This window comes from Aminobacter sp. Y103A (assembly GCF_030294925.1).
GTDB lineage: Bacteria > Pseudomonadota > Alphaproteobacteria > Rhizobiales > Rhizobiaceae > Aminobacter > Aminobacter ciceronei.
On record NZ_AP017986.1, the window covers coordinates 916,255 to 937,319 of the forward strand.

Here is a 21,065-nt window from a genome sequence, read left to right on the forward strand (position 1 = left end):
ACTACAGCGCCGCGCGCTCACTTGGACGCGCAAAGGACGTTGTGAATTCTGGATCGGTGCATGATCCTTTCCGAAAATCGATTCCGATTTTCGGCGTCATGCACCAGGGCCCGGCGACGCCGCCGTGCCGAGGGCTTGGAGGCTGACATGGCGGGTTTTGAGATTTCGAGACGCAAGGTTCTGGCGGGATCGGCGTTCCTGCTGGCCTCGACGGCACTGCCGTCGATCGGCTGGAGCCAGGCCAGGAAGGGCGGGCGACTGGTGGTCGCCGCCGATTCCGAGCCGCGCAACCTGAACCCGGCGATCGTTGCCTCCAACGGCGTGTTCTTCGTGTCGAGCAAGGTTGTCGAACCGCTGGCCGAGGCCTCGTTCGACGGCGAGGATGGGCTCGAGCCGCGGCTGGCGACAAGCTGGGAAGGCTCTGCCGACGGCCTGTCCGTCACCTTCAAGCTGCGCGAGGGCGTGACCTGGCACGACGGCCAGCCATTCAGCTCGGCCGACGTGGCGTTTTCGGCACTCAATGTCTGGAAGCCGCTGCAAAATCTCGGCCGCGTCGTGTTCAAGAACCTGGAGGCGGTGGAGACGCCGGACGCAAACACCGCCGTGTTCAAGTTCTCCAAGCCGACGCCGCTGCAGCTGATCAAGAACGCGCTGCCGGCGCTTACGTCGGTGGTGCCGAAGCATGTCTATGACGGCAAGGATATTGCCGAGAACCCGGCCAATAACGCGCCGATCGGCACCGGACCCTTCAAGTTCGCCGAGCACAAGGCGGGCGAATATTACCGGCTGGAGCGTTACGACAAATACTGGGGCGAAGGTGAGCCTCAGCTCGACGAGATCATCTATCGCGTGCTGCCCGACCGCGCCGCGGCCGCCGGCGCGCTGGAGGCGGAAGAGATCCAGCTTGCGGCTTTCTCTGCCGTGCCGTTGGCCGATCTCGAGCGCATCTCCAAGGTTCCCGGTATCAAGGTCATCACTGAAGGCTACGAAGCGTTGACCTACCAACTGGTGGTCGAGATCAATCATCGCCGCAAGGAGCTGGCCGACCTCAAGGTGCGCCAGGCGATCGCCCATGCCATCGACAAGGATTTCGTCGTCAAGACGATCTTCCTGGGCTATGCCAAGCCGGCGACCGGCATCGTGCCGCAGAACGACAAGCAGTTCTACACGCCTGATGTTGCGACCTATGGCTTCGACGTCGCCAAGGCGAACGCACTGCTGGATGAAGCCGGCTATCCGAAGAAGGATGACGGCAAGCGTTTTGCGCTCAAGCTTCTGCCGGCGCCCTATTTCAACGAGACCAGGCAGTTCGGCGACTATCTGCGCCAGGCGCTGGCCGCCGTCGGCATCGATGCCGAGATCGTCAACAACGATTCTGCCGCCCACCAGAAGGCCGTCTACACCGAGCACGCCTTCGACATCGCCATCGCCCCGCCGGTGTTCCGCGGCGACCCGGCGATCTCGACGACGATCCTGGTGCAGTCGGGTATTCCTGACGGTGTGCCCTTCTCCAACCAGGGCGGCTACAAGAACGACGAACTCGACGCGCTGATCGCCAAGGCGGCGGAGACGCTGGATCCGGCGGCGCGCATCGAGCTCTACAAGCAGCTCCAGAAGAAGGTGGCGGCCGACCTGCCGCTGATCAATGTGGCCGAATGGGGCTTCATCACCGTCGCGCGCGACACGGTGAAGAATGTGTCGAACAACCCGCGCTGGGCGGTCTCGAACTGGGCGGACACCTATGTCGAAACGTGACATCATCGCCTGAGCTGGGATGATGATCCGTTACTGAGCATGCCCCTGGAAGTCGCAGTGCCTGAACCTACCCCCACCCCTTACGCCTCCCCACAGAGCGTAAGGGGACATGATGCCGCGTGCCCTTCATTTGGCGCGCGGTTCATCTTGACGGGGCAGGCGACCCCAGAATTCCCCTTCCCCTTGTGGGGGGCAAGGGATGGGGGCAATTTCTTCACTCCGGCAACCCCGAACGGGCTGCTCGGGGCACTTTCCCCACAAGGGGCAGGGTAATGAATCGCGCCTGGGGCCTGTTGAAGCGCCGGCTGATCGGCAGCATTCCGGTGCTGCTGATCGTGGTTGTCGGCTCGTTCCTGCTGCTCGAGGCGGCGCCCGGCGACGCTGTCGATGCTTACGTCGCCTCGGTCGGCGGCGACGCCGGCATGATCTAGGCGCTGCGGACCAGATGGGGCCTCGATGCCTCGCCGATGACGCGGCTCGCCGCCTATCTCTGGGCGCTGCTGCATCTTGATCTCGGCCACTCGGTCGCCTTCTCCCGCCCGGTGCTCGACGTTGTGCTGGAGCGGCTGCCGAACACGCTGCTTTTGATGGGGGCGGCAACGGCGCTGTCCTTCGCGCTTGGCACCACGCTCGGCATCCTGGCTGGCGCGCGGCCAGGCAGCGCCCGCGACCGGCTTCTGTCGATCGGTTCGCTGGCGCTCTATGCCGTGCCCGGCTTCTGGCTGGCGCTGGTGCTGACCATCGTCTTTTCAGTCGAGCTGCGCTGGCTGCCGCTCTCGGGCATGGAGACCATCGCCTCCGGCAAGACCGGCATCGCCCGCATGCTCGACATCGCCAGGCACATGGTGCTGCCGGTGACGAGCCTCGGCCTGATCTATCTCGCGCTCTATCTCAGAATGATGCGGGCCGGCATGGCCGAGGTCTGGCGCATGGACTTTACCCTGGCCGCCCGTGCGCGGGGCATCCCCATGCGGCGCATCGTGCTCGCCCATGTCGCGCGCAACGCGCTGCTGCCGCTGGTCACCATGCTCGGCCTGCAGTCGGCGCAGATGCTGGGCGGCAGCGTGGTGATCGAAAGCGTGTTTTCGGTGCCGGGTCTCGGCCGGCTGGCGCAAGAGGCCGTGGGCTCGCGTGACACGCCGCTGCTGATCGGCATCATTCTGGTCAGCGCCTTCCTGGTGATCGTCATCAACCTGCTTGTCGACATCGCCTATGCCGTGCTCGACCCGCGCGTTGGCGCGAGCGAGGTCAAAGCATGAGCCTCTCTCGTCTGTTTCGCACGCCGGAGGCCGCCGCCGGCCTGGTCATCCTTGGCCTGCTTGTCGCCATGGCTGTCGCCGCGCCGTGGCTGTTCCCACGCGACCCGCTGGCGATTGCCGGCCAGCCGCTCTTGCCCCCGTTCCAGGACTGGGCCCTGCCGCTCGGCACTGACCGCCTTGGCCGCGATGTGGTCGCTGGGCTGTTCCATGGCGCCCGCACCTCGCTGGCCGTCGGGCTTGCCGCCGCTGCCGCCTCGATCCTCGTCGGCAGCATCGTCGGCACGGTGGCCGGCTTTGCCGGCGGGCTTGTCGACGAAGTGCTGATGCGTATCACCGACGCCTTCCAGACAGTGCCGGGCTTCTTGCTGTCGCTGGCGCTGGTCAGTGTCGTCGGGCCGTCGCTTTCGGTCGTGGTGGCAGCGATCGCGCTCAGCGCCTGGACCGGCCCGACGCGCATCGCGCGTGCCGAAGTGCTGTCGATCCGCGAGCGCGACTATGTCGCTTCGGCGCGGGTGATCGGCATGCATCCGGTCGAGATCGCCTTCCGCGAGGTGCTGCCCAATGCGTTGCCACCGGTCTTGGCGCTGTCGTCGGTAATCGTTGCCGCCGCCATCCTGACCGAGGCGGCGCTGTCCTTCCTCGGTCTCGGCGACCCCAACCGCGTCACCTGGGGCGGCATGATCGCGGAGGGCAGGGCGGTGCTGCGGTCGGCGCCTTACCTCTCCGTCATCCCCGGTATCGCGCTGGTGCTTTCAGTCCTCGGCGTCTACCTCGCCGGCGAAGGCGTGGTTGAAGGCACGGCGGCACGGGAGGGGCAGGCATGAAGCCGCTGCTCGAACTGCGTGGTCTCGGCGTGTGCTACAACGGCGCAGTTGCGCCGGCGCTCGAAGGCGTCGACCTCGATCTGGCCGCCGGCGAAAGGCTGGCGATCATCGGCGAGAGTGGCTCGGGCAAAAGTACGCTGGCCCGGGCCATATCAGGGCTGCTGCCGCAGACGGCGAGACTTCAGGGCACCGTCGCATGGCCGGGGCTCGATCATCCGGCGCGCAACGGCCGCGACATCGGCTTCGTCTTCCAGGATCCGGCTTCGAGCCTCGATCCGGTCATGTCGGTCGGCGACCAGGTCGCCGAGGTGGCGCACGCCAATCTCGACATCGACTGGGGTGCTGCACGGCGGCTGGCGGTCGAACTGCTGGACAGGGTGAAATTGCCGGAGCCCGAGGCGCTGGCGCGGGCATATCCGCATCAGTTGTCGGGCGGACAGAAACAGCGCGTGGTGATCGCAGCGGCCATCGTGGCGTGTCCGAAACTGCTGATCGCCGACGAAGCGACGAGCGCGCTCGACACCATCGTCCAGGCCGAGATCGTGGCGCTGATCCGCCGGCTCGTGGGCGAGGATGGCATGGCGCTGCTGTTCGTCAGCCATGACATAGCACTTGCCGCCAACCTGGCCGACCGCATCGCCGTGTTCCGTCACGGCCGCATGGTCGAAATGGCGGCGACGGCCGAGTTGCTGGCGCGGCCAAGGAGCGACTACAGCCGCGCGCTGCTGGCGGCACATCTGGGGCTGAAAGCCCATTCTGGTGCCAGCCGATGAGCGCGCTGCTGCAGGTCGAGGGGCTGTCGAAGCGCTACTGGCGCGGCGACAGGGATTTCTCCGCCCTCGATGGCATTTCCTTTTCTATTGCGCCGGGGGAGACGCTGGCGCTGGTCGGACCCTCCGGCTCGGGCAAGTCGACGGTGGCGCGTATCCTGCTGCGGCTGGTCGAGCCCGATGCCGGCAGCATCCGCTTCAACGGCGAGGAATTGTTGGGATTGCGGGGGGCAGCCTTGAGGGCCACCCGGACGAAGCTGCAGATGGTGTTCCAGGATCCGCTGGCGGCATTCAACCCGCGCGCCACGGTGGCCCGCCTGATCGACGATCCGCTGCGCATTCACGGCATCGTCGGGCGCGCCGATCGACCCAAGGCAATCGCAGCGCTGCTGGAGCGTGTCGGTCTCGCCGCCGAGCTCGCCAGCCGTCGCGTGCACGAAATATCGGGCGGTCAGCGCCAGCGCGTGGCGATCGCGCGCGCGCTTGCTACCCGGCCGGCGCTGATCGTGCTCGACGAAGCGTTGTCGGCGCTGGACGTGCTGGTGCGCGGCGACATCCTCAACCTGCTTGCCGAGCTGCAACGGGACGAGGGCGTCGCCTATCTCTTCATCTCCCACGACCTTGGTGCGGTGCGCGCCGTAGCCCACCGCATCGCGATCATGGACAGCGGCCGTATCGTCGAAGAGGGCGACGCCGCCGCCGTGATAGCCGCGCCCGCATTGGCCACGGGCCGGGCGCTGGTGGCGGCCACGCCGGAACTGCCTGTGTTCCCAAGGTTGCCTGTTTTCAAGGAGACCGTTTCGTGACCGAACATGCCGTGCGCGCCGAAAAGCTCGCTGCCGAACTTGACTCCGCCTTTCGCAACCGCGCCGATCTCTACCGGCTGATGCTGGATGAACTTGCCGCCGAGCTTGGCGACGCCAAGGCGGAAGAAGTCCTGGTAAGGGCGATCGAGAAGCGCGGCCGCGAGGTCGCACAGGTGGCGTTCGCCAGCTTCGGGCCGAACGATGCGCGCGCCATCGGCGAGGCCTTCCTGGCCGTCAGCCCGGATGGCGGGCGCATGTACCCCACCGATGTCGAGCGCAGCGACCATCACATCGCCTTCAAGGTCAAGCGCTGTCCGCTCAAGGACGCCTGGGTGGAGGCCGGTGTCGGCGACGACAGGCTGGCGACCTTGTGCCGGATCGCCGGCGCTTTCGACCGCGGCCTGTTCGAGGCGACCGGTGTGCGCTTCGAAAACGTCACCTGGAAGCCGGGCCATGGCTCCGGCTGCTGCCACATCTGCCTGACCGACCGCGACATCTGAGATCGCACTTGGCGCGGCTGACGGGTGCAGCGGCGATGGGCCTTGGCGGTTGTATTGGTGCGTTTGCGTCGCGAAAATCGCTTCGCGCTTTTCCTCGGGTTGCCGTCGTGCGACGATTCGTCAGCGGCGTGAGTCGCGGATCGGCACATACGGGGAAATGCGATGTACAAATTCGAGGTCTACAAGGACAAGGGCGGCGAGTTTCGGTTCCGCTTCAGGGCTTCCAATGGCGAGGTGATGTTCAGCTCGGAAGGCTATTCGGCCAAGGCATCGGCGCTGAAGGCGATCGAGTCGATCAAGAAGAACACGCCCGGCGCCGCGGTGGAGGATCAGACCACGGCGGTCGCCTGACGGGCGGCATTTCCACGGCGGGCCGATAGGTCGGCCCGTCTCCAGCCTGTTGTTCCAGCATGATCTCTGGCTGCCTGCTTGTCGATCATGCGCTGGTCGTTGCAACTGCGCATCGTGGCTCGTGACGTGCTCCGGCCGATGCGCCAGAACCTGGAGAGACAAATGGGTATCGAAAGCTTGCTCGTCTTCCTGATCGTCGGCGCCGTTGCCGGCTGGCTCGCCGGCCAGTTGGTCAAGGGCTACGGCTTCGGCCTGATCGGCAACATCGTGGTCGGTATCGTCGGCGCGCTGATCGCCGGCTGGCTGCTTCCGACGATCGGCATCAGCCTGGGCTCCGGCATCATAGCTGCCATCATCCATGCCACCATCGGCGCGGTGATCCTGCTCGTACTGCTCAGACTGGTGAAACAAGCCTAGCGAAACCACCCGAGACGTAGTTGCGATCGCCGGCAAGCACAGCTTCGCCGGCGATCTTTTTTGTCCCCTCTTGAGGCGGCGCTAGTCGGCGCGCTTCCGCGGCTCTGCGATCTTGCTCGCCAGTCCGAGCACGCCGAGCAACCTGATGGTCAGGTAGGTGACGTCGAATTCCCACCAGTGGTGGCCGTGGCGGGCCGAGCGCGGGTCGGCGTGGTGGTTGTTGTGCCAGCCCTCGCCATTGCTGAGCAGGCCGACGATGACGTTGTTGGTGCTGTCGTCTGTCGTGTCGTAGTTGCGGTAGCCCCAGACATGGGTGACCGAATTGACCGACCAGGTGATGTGCCAGGTAATCACGGTGCGCGCGAACACGCCCCAGACGAGCAGGCTGAGGCCGAACTGGATCGCCTCGTCAGTCGTGCCGCCGGTGATCAGGCTCGCGGCGACGCCGCCGCCGAAGAAAGCTGCCCAGGACGCGATGATGATGCCGAGATAGACATGCGGCTTGTCGAGCTTGCGGTAGAACGGGTCGCGGACGATGTCCTTGGCGTAGCGCCCGTAGATCTGCATGCGCTCCATGTCGGGCGACTTGACCAGCAGCCAGCCGACATGGGCCCAGAGGAAGGTGACGATCGGGCTGTGCGGATCCGGCTCCTCGTCGGCGTGCTCATGGTGGCGGCGGTGCACCGCAACCCAGCGCGCCGGCGTGTCCTGGAAGGCGCAGACGGCGATGATCGCAAGCCCGTGCTCGAGCCATTTCGGGCAGGTGAAGCCGCGATGGGTGAGAAGCCTGTGGTAGCAGAGGTTGATGCCGAGCGTGCCGAAGACATAGATGCCGGCGATGCAGAGGACGACGCCGGTAGAGCTGAAGAACCAGGGCAGCAAGGCGTAGAGCGCGACGACATGATAGAAGGCGAGGCCGCTCAAATTGAGCCAGTCGATGCGGGCCAGAAGCGGTCGGCGCGCAATTGCGGGCGTGGCGGACGACGCCGCGATCTGGTCGGACATAGATGCTCCCATTTGCGGCCCGGATCGCTTCCCCACGATCGAGCCGCCTCCTCCGTTTCGGGCGAGGTTGCGCAGTTTCTAATTCAGGGTCAAGGCACGTTTGGAATTACCCCGAAATATGAGTGCGGACGGTGGGCCGCGGCGGCGACCCACTGCTATTGGGGATGCGGGTTTGGCCGGATCATCGGGGAAGGTAGATCGCCCAAGAATGTGCCTGGGACGCCGCGGACACGGAAGTTCCACAGCAGTCGATCCAGGCGCTGGAACTCCCGCAAAGGGAGCTGCGCCGGCTGGACAATCAGTCGTGATGCAGGCAGTCGTCGCAGAGGCCGAACTTCCAGGCGGCAGCGGTGACGCCGATGAAGCGATTATGACAATGGACGCATTCCATGTTGCCATATCCCCGCGGCGAAGGCGGTGACAGAGATCTCTGCGCCGCGATGTAAGTCTCGCGCCGACGCATCAACTCTTCGCGGACATCACGCCGCGAATAGGATACTTGAATTGCCATGACTGCCACCGCCCACTGAACTGATCTAGCCCTGCGCAATAGTCGCTGATGTTTCCCTTGGGTCAATTAGATCGATGGATTGACGTGGATCGCAACAGGCTGTGTCAGCCCATCGGACCTGTGCCCGACGACCCCAGGCGCCGCTGCCGCTGCTGCGCGTTTCAGCCTTGGCTTCCAGCCAGTGGCGGATATCGGCGGGAACATCCGCCGTTACGTTGAGCAGCGGATTGCGCGCCGTGCCTGGTAAAGACGTCGTGATAGTTGACGATCGACAACGGCAAGCGTTGCTGTTCGGCCGGAATCGGGTCGAACAGGTGGTGCGGAAAGTTGTGCGGTGCCGACAAGGTGCGCATCGTCAGGCCGCTGCCCGGTATGGCCAGCGACAGGCAGGCCTGCGAACTGTCCCACAGCTCGCTTCCCCGGGCGGAAACGCGCCGTGGCCCGCCTCGACACGATGGCTGACATTGGGCGCGAGCTTTGCTGCCACCGAACGCTCGAAATAGCCGAGTAGCCGAGGATACGGTCTTCTCGCCGAACCACGACGAGGCCGCCATCGTAGCTCGCTTTGACCCCAGCCTTGTCGACGGTGGTCTCGATCATTGGCACCAGGTCGTAGTTAACGCCCAAGGTCCGGGACGGCGCCTGCCAATAACCGTCCCGAGGATCGGTCGTCGCGGCCATATGTGCGCATGCCCTTGACGTCGACGGAGCCGAAGGGCGGCCGCAGCAACTTCCAGTGCCAGATCAGGTTCACGGCAGAACAGCATGTCGCTGTCCAGGCCGATAAAAGGCAGGGGCAAAAAGCAGGTGGTGGCGGAACGACACGATCCCCCTTGTTTTCAATGGGCCTTCACCGCAGCACCTGCTTGCGGCCGGTGGGGTGGTAGGCAAAGTCGTCGACCACCGCGCCGCCGAGCAGATGTTCGGTGACTATGCGGTCGACGGCGGCCTCGGTGACCCCGCCGTAATAGGTGCCTTCGGGAAAGACCTGCAGCACCGGTGCCAGGTTACAGGGGCCAAGGCAGGTCGATTTGGCGCTCATCGTGCCGTCGCCGGTCACGCGCAGCTTCTGGCGGTCCTGCTGGTTGCGCAGGTGGCCCCAGATCAGGTCCGCGCCGGCGGCATTGCACGGGCCGCCCTGGCAGACCAGCACGCGGCGTTTCTGCGCCGGCACGAGCGAGCCCTCTGGCGCCAGCCTGTCGAGCGGCGGGATGGGCGGCGTCGCGTCGGCACCGGTGACGAGGTCGGCCATCATTGCAGCCAGCAGCGGGCTTTCGGCGAGGCCCCGCGCGATGCGCACCGTCGGCCAAGGTGCCGCGTCCTCGGTCTGCCACCGGCGCAGCGACTTGGTGAGCCAGGCATTGAAGCTGGGCTCGATCGGCAGCATAAGCGGCAGGATGAGGATATCGGAGAAATCCTGCTGGCGAAGTGCCGCAAGCGCCTCGCGCAGCGACGGCGTGCCTTGTTCGGTGAAGCCGAAGCTGGTGTGATCGACGCCGGGCAACGCCGCGGCGAGATCACAGAGCTGCTGCATCTGCCTGTAGGGCGCGGCAGCAAAGGCCGACTTGGCGACGAGCACGATGGCACGTCTGGCCTGGGACTGCGCGGTCTCAACTTCTGTATTGTGCAAACGATCGATCCCTGGCCTGACTGCGGTCGGGATTGTCGCAACGCATGTTGGTGGAAGGCGATGGCCGATAGCGCCGCCTGCACGAACCTGCGCTCCGGTGGTACACCCCGCCCACGGAACATCACTCGGTCAGGCAGGTCTCCTGGCTCGCGGGTCTCGGCTCATTGCCTGCCTTCCCGGCCGTCGGCCAGTGACACAATCGGCAATGCGGCTCACCGCTTACAGTTGCGGGGCAGCTTCGGTTTCGCACCGAATTCCCTCTTAGCTTCCGCCCGAAAGCAGAAGAACCATAACCGCGCGGCAAGCTATATGCGGGCAGACGCAAGTCAAGGGTTGTCGATGGACACGTACCTAGGCCAGCAATGCGCTGCCTTGCGATCGCTTGGCGTTGCTGGACATAGTCCGGCGATGGACGACGATTGCCAAGCAGCCCTTCCGATCATGACCGTGCGCCATCGGGGCGCATTGGTAGAGACCGGAGATGGACATGCACCCCAAGCGGAATAAGCCCAGGAATGCCAGGGCCGGCTGCCTCTGTGCAAACCGCACAAGGCGAACGGCGCCTGCCCGAGGCATATCGACATGAAAATCGGCAACCGGCGTCGATATGAAGCGGGAAGCTCGCAGTTGCGATGTGAAGGCGTCCGCGGCTGATAAGCTTGTCTGCGCGACATCGGATGTGCGAGGGGACGCGCCCGCCCATTGATTGGGGGGGCAGGGCGGGCGCTAAGCTCGGGTGGTCCAAGGGGGGGTAAGGACGAGGTGAGCCTGTAGGTCGTTTAGAGGTTCCTAACGTAAGGTCAACCAGCGCCAGCGAGCGGACGGCGCGGTCGTTCAACTTCTCGTGTAGAGCGGCTGGATCGCAAGCGGCGTCGAGCCCGTTCAGGGCAATCTGAGCGGCCGTCCACCGGTGCGTTGCCAGGACACCGGCGAGTGTCGTGAGTTACCGCCAACGTGAAGACGCTGGGAACGGCCACCAGGCGGGTCGCCAGAATGATTGCAGAGCAGCTTTGGCCTGTTTTCGTGGGCACCCCACCAATGTGGCCCGGCATGCAATCGCGACAGCCACAGGCGACGATCGGAGGTGTCGATGATGTGCGCGGCGGCGGCTCACCGCGTGGGCGAACGCTTCGCCGAAAGCGTTGGAGCAGGCGCGCGACGAGCTTGCCGCACATGCGCGCCGTTGGCAGTGAGGACCGAAGTTACCGCTTCGCGGTGTCCGCGCTGCTCGCCAGGCTGGCAGGAAGGGGCTTGCTCGAGCATTTCAGATGCATGTCCCGGGCGAATTTCTTGCGCATCTTGGCGCGATGCTCCTTGCCGGCCATGGCGATGCCGAGCCCGTATGGGCCAAGCAGCAGCCCTGCCGATACGCTCAGGGTTTCTTTCTCTTGCGCTGCGTAGTTCGCCGCCTCAGCTCGAGCTTTCGTGCAGTCCGCTGACCGCCATTTGGGATCCTTGGCAGAGAGTGTGGTGGCATAGTCGGCGGGCTGGGATGCACAGCCGGCAACTGCGAGCATCGTCACCGCAGCGAGCAGTTTGGCCTTCATCTATGAGTCCTTGCTAAACATCCGTCCATCAACACAGACAGGGCTGATTCCGCAAGGGGCGGCGGAAGAACACCAACATAGGAATATGCCTCTTTATCATAAGGAAACAAAGTTGCCTGATTTGAGGGCGTCGGCTATGCAGGGGTGTCTTAAGGGAGGAGAATGCCATGGCGAACAAAACAATCCTCAAATTTGGCCAGCCGGAAGGTGCAGATTCCAACGACCTACCGGGATGGGTGGTGGTCGACGGAAAGCCGACGATGAAGACGGCCGTCCAGCATACGACCGGGGATGGCAAGGTGCTGTCGGGAACGTGGCAGGCCACGCCAGGCACCTACCACGCCAGCTACACCGACTACGAGTTCGTCCACATGATCTCGGGTCGCATCATCATCACGCCGGATGGCGGCGCGCCCGTCGAGGTTGGGCCGGGCGACGCGTTCGTCGTGGAAGCGGATTTCAGGGGCACCTGGAAGATCATCGAGCCGGTGACGAAGCACTTCGTCGTTACGCTGGGATCGTAGGAAACACCGCGCAACCGGCGGGGATATCTCCATCGGCTGTCGAAGAAGGCTGCCGGCCGGCTCGTGCACGCGGACGAACGCCTGATTGATTCGACCTGGTTCCGACAGTGAGCGGAACCAGGCGCACCGGTGATGCCTTGCTGGCTTAATTTCCTTGGGAAAAGGCTGGTGCAGCTTTGAATGATCAAACAACGCGAGATGCATCGCGCATGTTGCGTTCCCCGGCCGAGAATGAGCATTTTTCCAAGCTTTGCGGCCAGGACTGATCGCTCGCTGCGCGACCACCACAACATCACCGTCGACCTTGTCCGCGGCTATTGCGGGCTACCACCTGTGCTTGCAGAAGGTTGACCTTTGCCCGAGCTGGTTTATTTAGGCCCCGGGCAGGTATGGGTGGTAATTTATGTTGGCAGTGGTGAATTCGCTGTGGATCGGCAACAGATTGGGGCCGGTCCACGCGGGGTGTCTGAGGTCGTTTCTTCGAAATGGGCATCGTGTCGTTCTGCACGTGTTTGACCGGCCGGACGACGTGCCTGAAGGCGTCGAACTTTTCGACGCCCAACGGTTGATGGCTCGATCGGAAATCGTTGCACATGAGACGACGGGTAGCCTGGCTTTGGCGTCGGATATCTATCGGTACCGCATCCTGCGGGCGGGCCTCGGCATATACGTGGATTGCGACGTCTATTGCCTGAGGCCGATCCAGCAGGAGGAATTCCTCTTCGGCTGGGAATCCGACAAGGCGATCAATGGCGCCGTGCTGGGGCTGCCTTCGCAGCATCCGGCGCTCAATGAGCTGATCGCGGCATCCAGCGATCCTCATTTCATTCCATGGTGGTATCGAAGCACAAAGAGACGGTTACTGCGCCTGCGCAAGGCCATGCGCCTGCCTGTCCCGGTATCCCGCCATCGTTGGGGTGTCATTGGACCGCAGCTGTTGACCAACGTCACCCGGCGCCACGAAATTGCAGCTTCGGCCAAGCCGATCGATGTGTTCTATCCGGTCAGCTACCAGAACACCAACCTGCTCTTCGATCGCGGGCTGTCCTGGCCCGATATAGCCACCAATCGGACGCTTGGCGTCCATTTGAGCGCGTCGGTCATATCAGGCCGCGAAATCATACGCGGCAGCCTTCTGGACGCCGTTGTCACGCAATAGCTCGTTTCGAGACTGCACTGATGTCGCTGAAGAGCCGGCTAAGCTCCTTTCGTCGCGTATATCTGGCTGCGCGCACCGTCGACACGCCGCCGACGCTTCTGTTCTGGTGGGGAAGCTACGGCTACAGGGGCGGCCCGACGATCGGCGACCTGATGGCGGTCGACAACCTGTCATCGAGGCTGCGTCTGCGCGGCGTCGAGCACGCCGTCATTTCGCATCCGGAACTGCAGATTCCGGGTCATCTGCCGGTTGATGATCTCTATGCGATCAAGCCTGCGAAAAAGCTCGTGTTCGTCTGTGGTCCTATCACCTACAATCGCGACCTGAACGACCTTTTGTCTGTCCACAGGCATGCGACCAAGATCGCGGCAGGCGTCAGCGTCCTTCCCAATCACGCCAGGATGAATCGCCGCTTCCATCACATTGTTGGCCGTGATGGCGTCGCTCCACCGTATTTCGATCTCGCCGTTTCGGAGACCGTTGAATCCACTGGAAAGGGGCGGATCGAGACCGCAGGTGTTTGCCTGCGTGGCCCTCAAGGCGAGTATGGCGCCAGGCGAGTTGCGATGGCACCTCAGGCAGAGGCGATGTTCCAAGATGTGGTGCGCGGGTCGGCGCTAAACCCGATCGAGATCGACACGGTGCTGTCACCTGAGAATGGTGCTGGGAAGATCCATGCCGGGTTCGCACGATCCGACATTGTGCTGACGACCCGCATGCATGGGGCGCTGTTGGCGCTCGCCGCAGGAAAGCCGGTGATTGCGATCGATCAGGTTCCCGGTGGAGCTAAGGTTTCAGCCGTGGTCGGCAGGACCGGTTGGCCATTTGTGTTCCAGGCAGAAAAGGTGTCTGCCGAAACGGTGCGGGCGGCGCTTGACGAATTGCGCACCGGCAATTGGCGGGCCCAGCTGGTCGGAGCCCAGGCCAGGATCCGTGCGCTTGTCGAAGATGCTCTCGCGGCAAGCGTCGACGTCATCGCGGACTGATCCGTCTGCACCTCGTGGAGCGAAGGACAGTCCCGAAATGGGCATAGATTTCCGGTGCCGCGTGGGCATCTGGAAGGAGCTGATTTTCCTGGGAAACTGGTGCCGCTTGCGTGACTCGAACACGCGACCCCATCATTACGAATGATGTGCTCTACCAACTGAGCTAAAGCGGCTTCCAGGCAGCGCAGCCTGACGGCCGCGCGACGGTGTGTGCCTGATAACTTCAAAGCGCTGTGATTGCAAGACGCCTTCTGAGGCTTTCGACAGGCGGGACAAACGTGCTGCCTGCCGGATATTCAGCGCGCCTTTCGGCACCGGAACAGGTCGGGCGCCGACGGTTTATGGATGTTGTCAGCCCGTGATGCGGGCCTTGGCCGCAGCGTATTCGGTGGCGAGGCGCTCGACCAACTCGGCGACGGGCACGACCTTGTCGACGGCGCCGATACCCTGGCCGCAACCCCAGATGTCTTTCCAGGCCTTGTACTTGGCGGCTTCCTCGAAATCCATCTTGGAGGGATCTGAGACAGCGAGGTTGTCGGGGTCCATGCCGGCGGCGCGGACCGAGCCCTTGAGGTAGTTGCCGTGGATGCCGGTGAACAGATTGGAGTAGACGATGTCGGCGGCCTTGGATTCGACGATCATCTGCTTGTAGTCGTCGCCGGCGCGCGCCTCCTCGGTGGCGATGAAGGGCGAGCCGATATAGGCGAGATCAGCACCCATGGCCTGTGCCGCGAGCACCGCACCGCCATTGGCGATGGCTCCGGACAGAAGCAGCGGGCCGTCGAACCACTGACGGATTTCCTGGATCAGGGCGAAGGGCGACAGCGTGCCGGCATGGCCACCGGCACCGGCAGCGACCGCGATGAGGCCATCGGCACCCATCTTGATCGCCTTGCGGGCGTGGCGGTCGTGGATGATGTCGTGCAGCACGATGCCGCCATAGGAATGGACGGCCTGGTTGACCTCCTCGACAGCACCCAGCGACGAGATGACGACCGGCACCTTGTATTTCACGCACAGGCGCAAATCGTGCTCGAGCCGCTTGTTGGACTTGTGCACGATCTGATTGACGGCGAAGGGGGCTGCCGGACGGTCGGGATTGGCGGCGTCATGGGCGGCGAGATCTTCGGTCACCATCGCCAGCCATTCGTCGAGCTGGGCCTCTGGGCGGGCGTTGAGCGCCGGAAACGAGCCGACGATGCCGGCCTTGCATTGGGCCAGCACCAGTGGCGGATGCGAGATGATGAACAAAGGCGCGCCGACGACGGGAACACGCAGGTTTTTCTTGAGGATGTCAGGCAATGCCACGCGTCTCTCCCGGGTCTAGAAATTGACGTTTCCGTAAACGTCACTCCATATAGCAGATCGGGCACGATCGACAATGCACGAGTCTGGGCACGAGTATGGGCACGAGTCCTGGACACCAGTCCGGCGGGGCTTGCCGTCGCCGGTTGCGGCGTCCGCTGCGAGGCGCGACTTGTTTTGCCGGCCTTGCCGCCCATTGCACCCATTTTGGCCGACATTTCGCTCGCGGTGCCGTTGATTGATGTCTTTTCTGCCGCTAACCATCTGGCAACACTGGCGCGTTGCGAGGAACATCGGTTGGATTCGATCGAAAAAGCGATCCGGAACGCTTTCGAAAAAGGCGATCCCGAGAATCGCGAGTTTCGCGAAAAGGTCTATCGTGCCGCCTTCGGTGCGCTCGACCGCGCGCTCAAGGCCAATCCGGCGATGACCGTGGAGGCGGCGATCGGCCGCCGCAAGTCGCTGCAGGCAAAGATCACCGAGATCGAATCGGAATTCATGCCCGCGGCCCCAGCGGTTTCGCTCGGCCAGGCCGGCGCGGCCCCGGCGCCTGATATCTCGCTCGACGGCAATGGCGCCGCCAGCGCACCGTCGGTTTCGATCGGCACCCCGGCGGCGGGTATTACCCCCGTCGTGCCCGACATCATGCCCGACGCAGTGTTGCCCGGCGGACCGCCGATCGCAATCACGGAGAAGCGCAGCCGCGCGGAACGGCGCGCCGCCGACCGTGCCAGCGCGCGGGCCGAACGGCGCCGGCCTTATGCCGCGATGTTTCTTGCCGTCACCTTGCTTGCCATGGGCGGCATCGGCGCCTGGTGGGCGGTCCAGACCGGCCAGTTCAAGTCGGCGGCCGAGATCGACACCTCGGTGCACAATCCGCCCAAGCAGCTTGAAAGCGAGGACTTTTCGCCGACCGATGCCGGGCCGGCGCGGCCCGGCGAGGTCGACCAGTCGCGCAACTGGATCACCGTGTTCACGCCGACCGACCCGACCGATGTCAGCGCGCCGGGTGGTACCTCGGCCGAGGTTGCCAAGGACGACACCGGCAGCTTCCTGCGCATCCGCTCGGGCAACACCGGCTCGGCGATCGTCTTCGACGTCGGCCGCGGCGTGCTCGAACAGATCGCCGGAAAGCATGCGGTGTTCGACATCATTGCGCGCGCCGAGGACGGCAAGGAAACGCAGATGGCCGTCGACTGCAATTTTGGCGAGCTCGGCGACTGCGGCCGCAAGCGCTACCTCGTCGGCTACCAGCGCGGCGAGTACCTGTTCGAGATGGACGTGCCCGACAAGGAACCGGGTGCTGCCGGCACCATCGCCATCAACTCCGACCTGACCAAGGAAGGCAAGGCCGTCGACATCTACGAGATCAGGGTGTCGGTGACGGAGTAGTGCGGCCTCGCCGCGGCTACGATTTCGTTCGACGTCAGGTTTTCGGAACCGGGCCTCAGTCGAGCAGGGCCTGCAGCGTCTCGATGCGGTCAGCTTCGGCTGGTGGCTTGTCCCAGCGCAGCCGGGAGATTCTGGGAAAGCGCATGGCGACGCCCGATTTGTGGCGGGTCGAGCGGTTGAGGCCCTCGAAGGCGACCTCCAGCACCAGGCCGTTGGCCCTGTCGGCGCGCACCGAGCGCACCGGGCCGAAACGCTCGACAGTGTTGTCGCGCACGAACTTGTCGATCTGCTTGAGCTCCTCGTCGGTAAAGCCGAAATAGGCTTTTCCCACCGGCACCAGCTCCTCAGCCCCCTCCGCGCCCGACCAGACGCCGAATGTGTAGTCGGAATAGAAGCTCGAACGCTTGCCGTGGCCGCGCTGGGCGTACATCAGCACGGCATCGACAATGTGCGGATCGCGCTTCCACTTGAACCACGGACCCTTGGGCCGACCGGCGAGATATGGTGAATCCAGCCGTTTCAGCATGACGCCTTCGATGATCGGATGCGGCGGTTCTCGTCGCATCGCCTCCAATTGATCCCAGCTGTCGAAGGCGACCAGCGGCGACAGGTCGAAGCGGTCCGGGTCGAGCGTGGCGATGAAGGCTTCAACACGGGCGCGGCGCGTCGTGAAGGGCAGCTCGCGCAGATCCTCGCCGTCGAGCTGGAGCAGGTCGTAGCAGCGCACGAAGGCGGGATAGCGGTCCTGCATCTTGGCTGACACGATCTTGCGGTTCAGCCGCTGCTGCAGGTCGGAGAAGGTGCCGGTCGCCTCGCGGGGTGAGCCGACGAGCAGCTCGCCGTCGAGTGCCGCGTCGAACTCCATTGCCGTCACCACGTCGGGGAAGGCGCCGGAGACATCGTCGCCGGTACGCGAATAGAGCCTGCGGATGCCGCCCTCCGACACCGCCTGGACACGGATGCCGTCCCATTTCCACTCGGCGGCGTAGTCGGTGGGGGCGAGTTTTTCGAGGTCGCCGTCGCCGACAGGATTGGACAGCATCACCGGCCGGAACAATGCGCGGGCAGCCTTTTCAGGCTTCGGCGCCTTGCCTTCCAGCCAAGCGAACAGGCTGGTGTAGGGTGGTGTCAGTCCGTGCCACAGCTCCTCGATCTCGGCGACGTCGACGGAACCGAGATCGGCCAGCGCCTGTTTGGCGAGGCGGGCCGAGACACCGATGCGCAAGCCACCGGTGACGAGCTTGATGATCGCGAAGCGGGCGGAGGTTTCGGCCTGATCGAGCAGCCGGGCGAGCACGGCTGGCCCGTCGGAACGGCTGGCGGATTGCAGTTTCTGCACGACCTCGGCGAGTGTGATGTCGTGGTTGGGCCGGCTTTCAGGCGCCTCCGGCCAGACCAGCGACACCGTCTCGGCAAGGTCGCCGACATAGTCGTAGGAATAGCCGAACAGGATAGGGTCCATGCGCTCGGAAACGAGCTGGCGCAGCATCGCCGGCTTGACCGAGGCGATGTCGAGTTCGCCGGTGATGGCGGCAAGGGCCAGCCCGCGATCGGGATCCTCGACCGCGCGGAAGTGGTCGGTGATGAGCTTCAGCTTGCCGTTGCGCGATGGCGTCAGCACCAGACGGTCGAGGAGTTCGGCGAAGCGGTTCATGGGAGAACCACGCCGCGCGAGGTCCGCGCTCTACGTTGCCCCCTGTCCTGCCGGACATCTCCCCCGCAAGGGGGGAGATCAGGCGCGCCTCCGGCGGCCCCATATCTTCGACGGTTGCGATTGGCCAAGGCCGCGATGAGGGCTGATCTCCCCCCTTGTCGGGGGAGATGCCCGGCAGGGCAGAGGGGGGCGCTGTCCCGCAGTGTTTTCCGTCCTGTGATGGACAGCAGGCCAGACAGAGGAGCGAGCAATGCTACGGGGCTGGACCATCCTCAATCCCCCTCATCCTCATACCCCACCAGGTGCAGCGGCCTCGCAGCAATCCCGTTGAGCTCGCACCAGCGTACCAGCGCTTCCTCGCGGCCATGGGTGACCCAGACCTCGCCGGCGCCGGTTTCGGTGATGGTGGCGGTCAGCTCGTCCCAGTCAGAGTGGTCGGAGATAACGAGCGGCAGTTCGACGCCGCCTTGCTTGGCGCGCTGGCGGATGCGCATCCAGCCGGATGCGAAGGCGGCGAGCGGGTCGGGGAAGCGCCGCGCCCAGCGGTCGGCGAAGGTGGCGGAGGGGGCGACGATGATGGCGCCGGCGAAGTCGGCCTTGTCGCCATCCTCGACGGTTGCCGGTCGGAGGTCGCCGAGGTCGACACCCTGGCTCTGGTAGTATTCGCTGAGCCTGGTCAGTGCCCCGTGGATGTAGATCGGCTTGTCGTAGCCCTGGTCGCGCAGCAATCGCATCACCCGCTGGGCTTTGCCGAGTGCGTAGGCGCCGACGAGATGGGCGCGCTCGGGAAACTGCCGGGTCGATTTCAGCAGCTTGCCGATCTCCTGGGAGGCGTCGGGATGGTGGAAGACGGGCAGGGCGAAGGTGGCCTCTGATATGAACACGTCGCAGGGTACGACCTCGAAGGCAGTACAGGTCGGATCCCTGGCGCGCTTGTAGTCGCCGGAGGCGACGATGCGCATGCCGTTGCGCTCGACCGAAATCTGCGCCGAGCCGAGCACGTGGCCTGCGGGGTGGAATGACACGGTGACGTCGCCGAGCCGGATCTTCTCGCCCAATGGCATCGCTTGGGTGGTCCCGGCGAAGTCAGGCCCGCAGCGGATCGCCATGATGTCGAGCGTTTGGCGCGTCGCCAGCACCTTGGCGTGGCCAGGGCGGGCATGGTCGGAATGGCCGTGGGTGATGAGCGCGCGGTCGACCGGCCGCACGGGGTCGATGTAGAAATCGCCTGGCGGGCAGTAGAGCCCTTCGGGACGGGAATGGAGGAGGTCGCTCGGCCGCATCTCCTCAAGATAGGCATTTGCCGCTTGCGTGGAAGCCCGGTTTGGCAGTAATGCGCGCCACCCTCCTTGTCATGGATGTCGCGCTTGACGCCGTTGCAGCTCTCCTCCAACGACCTGCTTGCCGACCGGCGGGCGGACTATGCCGAAATGCTGTTCGCCTCAGGCGACCATGCCGCCGCCGCCGAACTGATGCTCGGCGCGCTGGAACTCGCCCCCGGCTGGGCCATGGGCTGGTTCCGGCTCGGCGAGATGCAGGAAGCTGCCGGCGAGATGCGGGCCGCCGCAGAGGCCTGGCGCATGTCGCTGAAGCTCGAGCCGGCTGATCGGCCCGGTGCCGCGCTCAAGCTGCAGCTGATCGGGGCGGCACCTGCCGAGGACAGCCCGCCCAGCGCCTTCGTCGAAATGCTGTTCGACCAGTATGCGGAAAAGTTCGACCACGCGCTGGTCGAGACGCTGCATTATCGCGTGCCGGAACTGCTGACGGCGGCGATCGGCGCGACCGGGCGCAACACATTTGCGCACGCCGTCGATCTCGGCTGCGGCACCGGGCTGATGGGCGTGAAACTCCGGCCAGTGACGAAGCGCCTCGACGGCTACGACATCTCGGCCGAGATGCTCCGCAAGGCGCGCGACAAGGGCGTCTACGACTATCTGATCAAGGCCGACCTGCAGGAGTTGGAGCCGGCGGGGCAGACGGCCGATCTCGTCACCGCGGCCGACGTGTTCATGTATCTCGGCGCGCTCGACCGGGTGTTTTCGAGCGTGATGAAGATGCTGGCACCGGGTGGTGTGTTTGCGTTTTCGGTCGAGCGTCTTGCGGGCGAAGGGGTGTTCGATCTGCAGGAGTCCAGGCGCTATGCCCATTCCGAGGCCTATGTGCACGGGCTGATCGCCGCTGCTGGATTACGCCTGCTGTCGCTGGAGCACGCGGTCATACGCCAGGACCGCCGCACGCCGGTCGAGGGCCTGATCGTGGTGACGGACCTGGCGGTCTAGCGCCGACTGCTGCTCGGGCTGCCGAGCATGCCGCGCGAGCGCAGCGGCTTTTCAGCCGGTTTGGCAGTGGGGGCCACCTGATGCTGCAAGGCCGCCAATTGGGCCTGAAGGTCGCGGACGAGCTTTTCCAGCTCGATGATGCGGGCTTCGTGGGAGGCGGTGTCTGTCATGGGCGAAGGCTCTCAGTTTTTGAGGCCATCTGATACGGCGGTGCCTGGAACGCAAGCCTCCTGCGTCACGTTCCTTCCCACCCTCCTCTGCCCTGCCGGGCATCTCCCCCACAAGGAGGGAGATTAGTCGCTTCGGCGCCGTGCCATTCCTGCCGCGTCGAAGCGCGTCCAGTCTGATGAAGTATTTCCGCTCTGCTGTTGAAGACTGGACGAAGCGCTGG

20 protein-coding genes, 1 tRNA gene, 1 pseudogene and 1 riboswitch are annotated in these 21,065 nt (G+C 64.6%); of the genes and pseudogenes, 13 read left to right on the forward strand and 9 right to left on the reverse strand.

The features are described from left to right. Positions 1–147 precede the first annotated feature (147 nt). The 8 genes and pseudogenes from Amn_RS04470 (at position 148) to Amn_RS04505 (ending at position 6,682) form a co-directional block, all read left to right on the forward strand. A complete protein-coding gene (locus Amn_RS04470) occupies positions 148–1,755 on the forward strand; it encodes an ABC transporter substrate-binding protein (RefSeq protein WP_286294906.1) in 1,608 nt (535 codons plus the stop codon). A gap of 272 nt (positions 1,756–2,027) precedes the next feature. Further along, a pseudogene (locus tag Amn_RS04475) lies at positions 2,028–3,014 on the forward strand (ABC transporter permease). Beyond that, the gene (locus tag Amn_RS04480) at positions 3,011–3,838 is read left to right on the forward strand and encodes an ABC transporter permease (RefSeq protein WP_067965481.1); all 828 of its coding nucleotides are present in this window, start codon (positions 3,011–3,013) and stop codon (positions 3,836–3,838) included. Before Amn_RS04475 ends, Amn_RS04480 begins: the two are co-directional and overlap by 4 nt. Continuing rightward, positions 3,835–4,611, forward strand: coding sequence for an ABC transporter ATP-binding protein (locus Amn_RS04485; RefSeq protein ID WP_286294910.1), 777 nt, complete (start codon positions 3,835–3,837; stop codon positions 4,609–4,611). The genes Amn_RS04480 and Amn_RS04485 overlap by 4 nt, the downstream gene beginning before the upstream one ends. Beyond that, positions 4,608–5,414: an ATP-binding cassette domain-containing protein gene (locus tag Amn_RS04490; RefSeq protein WP_286294912.1), complete on the forward strand. Its 807-nt coding sequence runs from the start codon at positions 4,608–4,610 to the stop codon at positions 5,412–5,414. Before Amn_RS04485 ends, Amn_RS04490 begins: the two co-directional genes overlap by 4 nt. Beyond that, positions 5,411–5,914: an L-2-amino-thiazoline-4-carboxylic acid hydrolase gene (locus Amn_RS04495; RefSeq protein ID WP_286294914.1), complete on the forward strand. Its 504-nt coding sequence runs from the start codon at positions 5,411–5,413 to the stop codon at positions 5,912–5,914. The genes Amn_RS04490 and Amn_RS04495 overlap by 4 nt, the downstream gene beginning before the upstream one ends. Positions 5,915–6,076: 162 nt before the next feature. Then, positions 6,077–6,265 carry a YegP family protein gene (locus Amn_RS04500; protein ID WP_055971136.1) on the forward strand — a complete coding sequence of 63 codons (189 nt, stop codon included), beginning with the start codon at positions 6,077–6,079 and terminating at the stop codon, positions 6,263–6,265. A 162-nt stretch (positions 6,266–6,427) separates the two neighbouring features. Then, positions 6,428–6,682, forward strand: coding sequence for a GlsB/YeaQ/YmgE family stress response membrane protein (locus Amn_RS04505; RefSeq protein WP_067967117.1), 255 nt, complete (start codon positions 6,428–6,430; stop codon positions 6,680–6,682). Positions 6,683–6,763: 81 nt separating this feature from the next. On the opposite strand, the gene Amn_RS04510 is transcribed toward Amn_RS04505, so the two are convergent. The 4 genes from Amn_RS04510 to Amn_RS04525 all read right to left on the reverse strand — a co-directional run bounded on the left by Amn_RS04510 (position 6,764) and on the right by Amn_RS04525 (position 11,375). Continuing rightward, positions 6,764–7,687: an acyl-CoA desaturase gene (locus tag Amn_RS04510; protein WP_263008085.1), complete on the reverse strand. Its 924-nt coding sequence runs from the start codon at positions 7,685–7,687 to the stop codon at positions 6,764–6,766. Positions 7,688–8,359: 672 nt separating this feature from the next. Continuing rightward, positions 8,360–8,752: a hypothetical protein gene (locus Amn_RS04515; RefSeq protein ID WP_269441429.1), complete on the reverse strand. Its 393-nt coding sequence runs from the start codon at positions 8,750–8,752 to the stop codon at positions 8,360–8,362. Between the two features lie 296 nt (positions 8,753–9,048). After that, positions 9,049–9,828: a (2Fe-2S) ferredoxin domain-containing protein gene (locus Amn_RS04520; protein WP_263008084.1), complete on the reverse strand. Its 780-nt coding sequence runs from the start codon at positions 9,826–9,828 to the stop codon at positions 9,049–9,051. A gap of 115 nt (positions 9,829–9,943) precedes the next feature. Then, positions 9,944–10,136, reverse strand: a riboswitch (cobalamin riboswitch). 894 nt (positions 10,137–11,030) lie between these two features. After that, positions 11,031–11,375: a hypothetical protein gene (locus Amn_RS04525; RefSeq protein ID WP_067965468.1), complete on the reverse strand. Its 345-nt coding sequence runs from the start codon at positions 11,373–11,375 to the stop codon at positions 11,031–11,033. Between the two features lie 167 nt (positions 11,376–11,542). Here Amn_RS04525 and Amn_RS04530 point away from each other — a divergent pair, with 167 nt between their 5' ends. The 3 genes from Amn_RS04530 (at position 11,543) to Amn_RS04540 (ending at position 14,044) form a co-directional block, all read left to right on the forward strand. Then, a complete protein-coding gene (locus Amn_RS04530; RefSeq protein WP_067965465.1) occupies positions 11,543–11,899 on the forward strand; it encodes a cupin domain-containing protein in 357 nt (118 codons plus the stop codon). 403 nt (positions 11,900–12,302) lie between these two features. Beyond that, positions 12,303–13,058 (forward strand): glycosyltransferase, encoded by a 756-nt coding sequence (locus tag Amn_RS04535; RefSeq protein ID WP_286294924.1) that lies wholly within the window; start codon positions 12,303–12,305, stop codon positions 13,056–13,058. 20 nt (positions 13,059–13,078) lie between these two features. Then, on the forward strand, positions 13,079–14,044 hold the full coding sequence (locus tag Amn_RS04540; protein WP_286294927.1) for a polysaccharide pyruvyl transferase family protein: 966 nt from the start codon (positions 13,079–13,081) through the stop codon (positions 14,042–14,044). A gap of 97 nt (positions 14,045–14,141) precedes the next feature. On the opposite strand, the gene Amn_RS04545 is transcribed toward Amn_RS04540, so the two are convergent. Both Amn_RS04545 and Amn_RS04550 read right to left on the reverse strand, forming a co-directional pair. Next, positions 14,142–14,217, reverse strand: a tRNA-Thr gene (locus Amn_RS04545). Positions 14,218–14,395: 178 nt separating this feature from the next. Further along, a complete protein-coding gene (locus tag Amn_RS04550; RefSeq protein ID WP_286294929.1) occupies positions 14,396–15,352 on the reverse strand; it encodes an NAD(P)H-dependent flavin oxidoreductase in 957 nt (318 codons plus the stop codon). A gap of 294 nt (positions 15,353–15,646) precedes the next feature. On the opposite strand from Amn_RS04550, the gene Amn_RS04555 reads away from it, so the two are divergent. Then, the gene (locus tag Amn_RS04555) at positions 15,647–16,741 is read left to right on the forward strand and encodes a hypothetical protein (protein ID WP_192318454.1); all 1,095 of its coding nucleotides are present in this window, start codon (positions 15,647–15,649) and stop codon (positions 16,739–16,741) included. A 55-nt stretch (positions 16,742–16,796) separates the two neighbouring features. Here Amn_RS04555 and Amn_RS04560 read toward each other — a convergent pair whose 3' ends face one another. Then, positions 16,797–18,395, reverse strand: a complete 1,599-nt coding sequence (locus tag Amn_RS04560; protein ID WP_286294932.1) for a cisplatin damage response ATP-dependent DNA ligase — start codon at positions 18,393–18,395, stop codon at positions 16,797–16,799. 272 nt (positions 18,396–18,667) lie between these two features. Next, positions 18,668–19,678, reverse strand: coding sequence for a ligase-associated DNA damage response exonuclease (locus Amn_RS04565; RefSeq protein WP_286294933.1), 1,011 nt, complete (start codon positions 19,676–19,678; stop codon positions 18,668–18,670). An 84-nt stretch (positions 19,679–19,762) separates the two neighbouring features. On the opposite strand from Amn_RS04565, the gene Amn_RS04570 reads away from it, so the two are divergent. Further along, positions 19,763–20,674, forward strand: coding sequence for a class I SAM-dependent methyltransferase (locus Amn_RS04570; RefSeq protein WP_286294934.1), 912 nt, complete (start codon positions 19,763–19,765; stop codon positions 20,672–20,674). Here Amn_RS04570 and Amn_RS04575 read toward each other — a convergent pair. Further along, positions 20,671–20,844, reverse strand: a complete 174-nt coding sequence (locus tag Amn_RS04575) for a hypothetical protein (RefSeq protein WP_157097167.1) — start codon at positions 20,842–20,844, stop codon at positions 20,671–20,673. The two genes, Amn_RS04570 and Amn_RS04575, sit on opposite strands and share 4 nt — an antisense overlap. Positions 20,845–21,065 lie beyond the last annotated feature (221 nt).

Bases quoted from the DNA above. Each gene is read 5' to 3' on its own strand.
- Amn_RS04490 (WP_286294912.1), top strand. From the start codon at position 4,608: ATGAGCGCGCTGCTGCAGGTCGAGGGGCTGTCGAAGCGCTACTGGCGC.
- Amn_RS04560 (WP_286294932.1), bottom strand. From the start codon at position 18,395: ATGAACCGCTTCGCCGAACTCCTCGACCGTCTGGTGCTGACGCCATCG.
- Amn_RS04470 (WP_286294906.1), top strand. From the start codon at position 148: ATGGCGGGTTTTGAGATTTCGAGACGCAAGGTTCTGGCGGGATCGGCG.
- Amn_RS04515 (WP_269441429.1), bottom strand. From the start codon at position 8,752: ATGGCGGCCTCGTCGTGGTTCGGCGAGAAGACCGTATCCTCGGCTACT.
- Amn_RS04505 (WP_067967117.1), top strand. From the start codon at position 6,428: ATGGGTATCGAAAGCTTGCTCGTCTTCCTGATCGTCGGCGCCGTTGCC.
- Amn_RS04480 (WP_067965481.1), top strand. From the start codon at position 3,011: ATGAGCCTCTCTCGTCTGTTTCGCACGCCGGAGGCCGCCGCCGGCCTG.
- Amn_RS04530 (WP_067965465.1), top strand. From the start codon at position 11,543: ATGGCGAACAAAACAATCCTCAAATTTGGCCAGCCGGAAGGTGCAGAT.
- Amn_RS04510 (WP_263008085.1), bottom strand. From the start codon at position 7,687: ATGTCCGACCAGATCGCGGCGTCGTCCGCCACGCCCGCAATTGCGCGC.
- Amn_RS04485 (WP_286294910.1), top strand. From the start codon at position 3,835: ATGAAGCCGCTGCTCGAACTGCGTGGTCTCGGCGTGTGCTACAACGGC.
- Amn_RS04500 (WP_055971136.1), top strand. From the start codon at position 6,077: ATGTACAAATTCGAGGTCTACAAGGACAAGGGCGGCGAGTTTCGGTTC.
- Amn_RS04535 (WP_286294924.1), top strand. From the start codon at position 12,303: ATGTTGGCAGTGGTGAATTCGCTGTGGATCGGCAACAGATTGGGGCCG.
- Amn_RS04525 (WP_067965468.1), bottom strand. From the start codon at position 11,375: ATGAAGGCCAAACTGCTCGCTGCGGTGACGATGCTCGCAGTTGCCGGC.
- Amn_RS04575 (WP_157097167.1), bottom strand. From the start codon at position 20,844: ATGACAGACACCGCCTCCCACGAAGCCCGCATCATCGAGCTGGAAAAG.
- Amn_RS04565 (WP_286294933.1), bottom strand. From the start codon at position 19,678: ATGCGGCCGAGCGACCTCCTCCATTCCCGTCCCGAAGGGCTCTACTGC.
- Amn_RS04540 (WP_286294927.1), top strand. From the start codon at position 13,079: ATGTCGCTGAAGAGCCGGCTAAGCTCCTTTCGTCGCGTATATCTGGCT.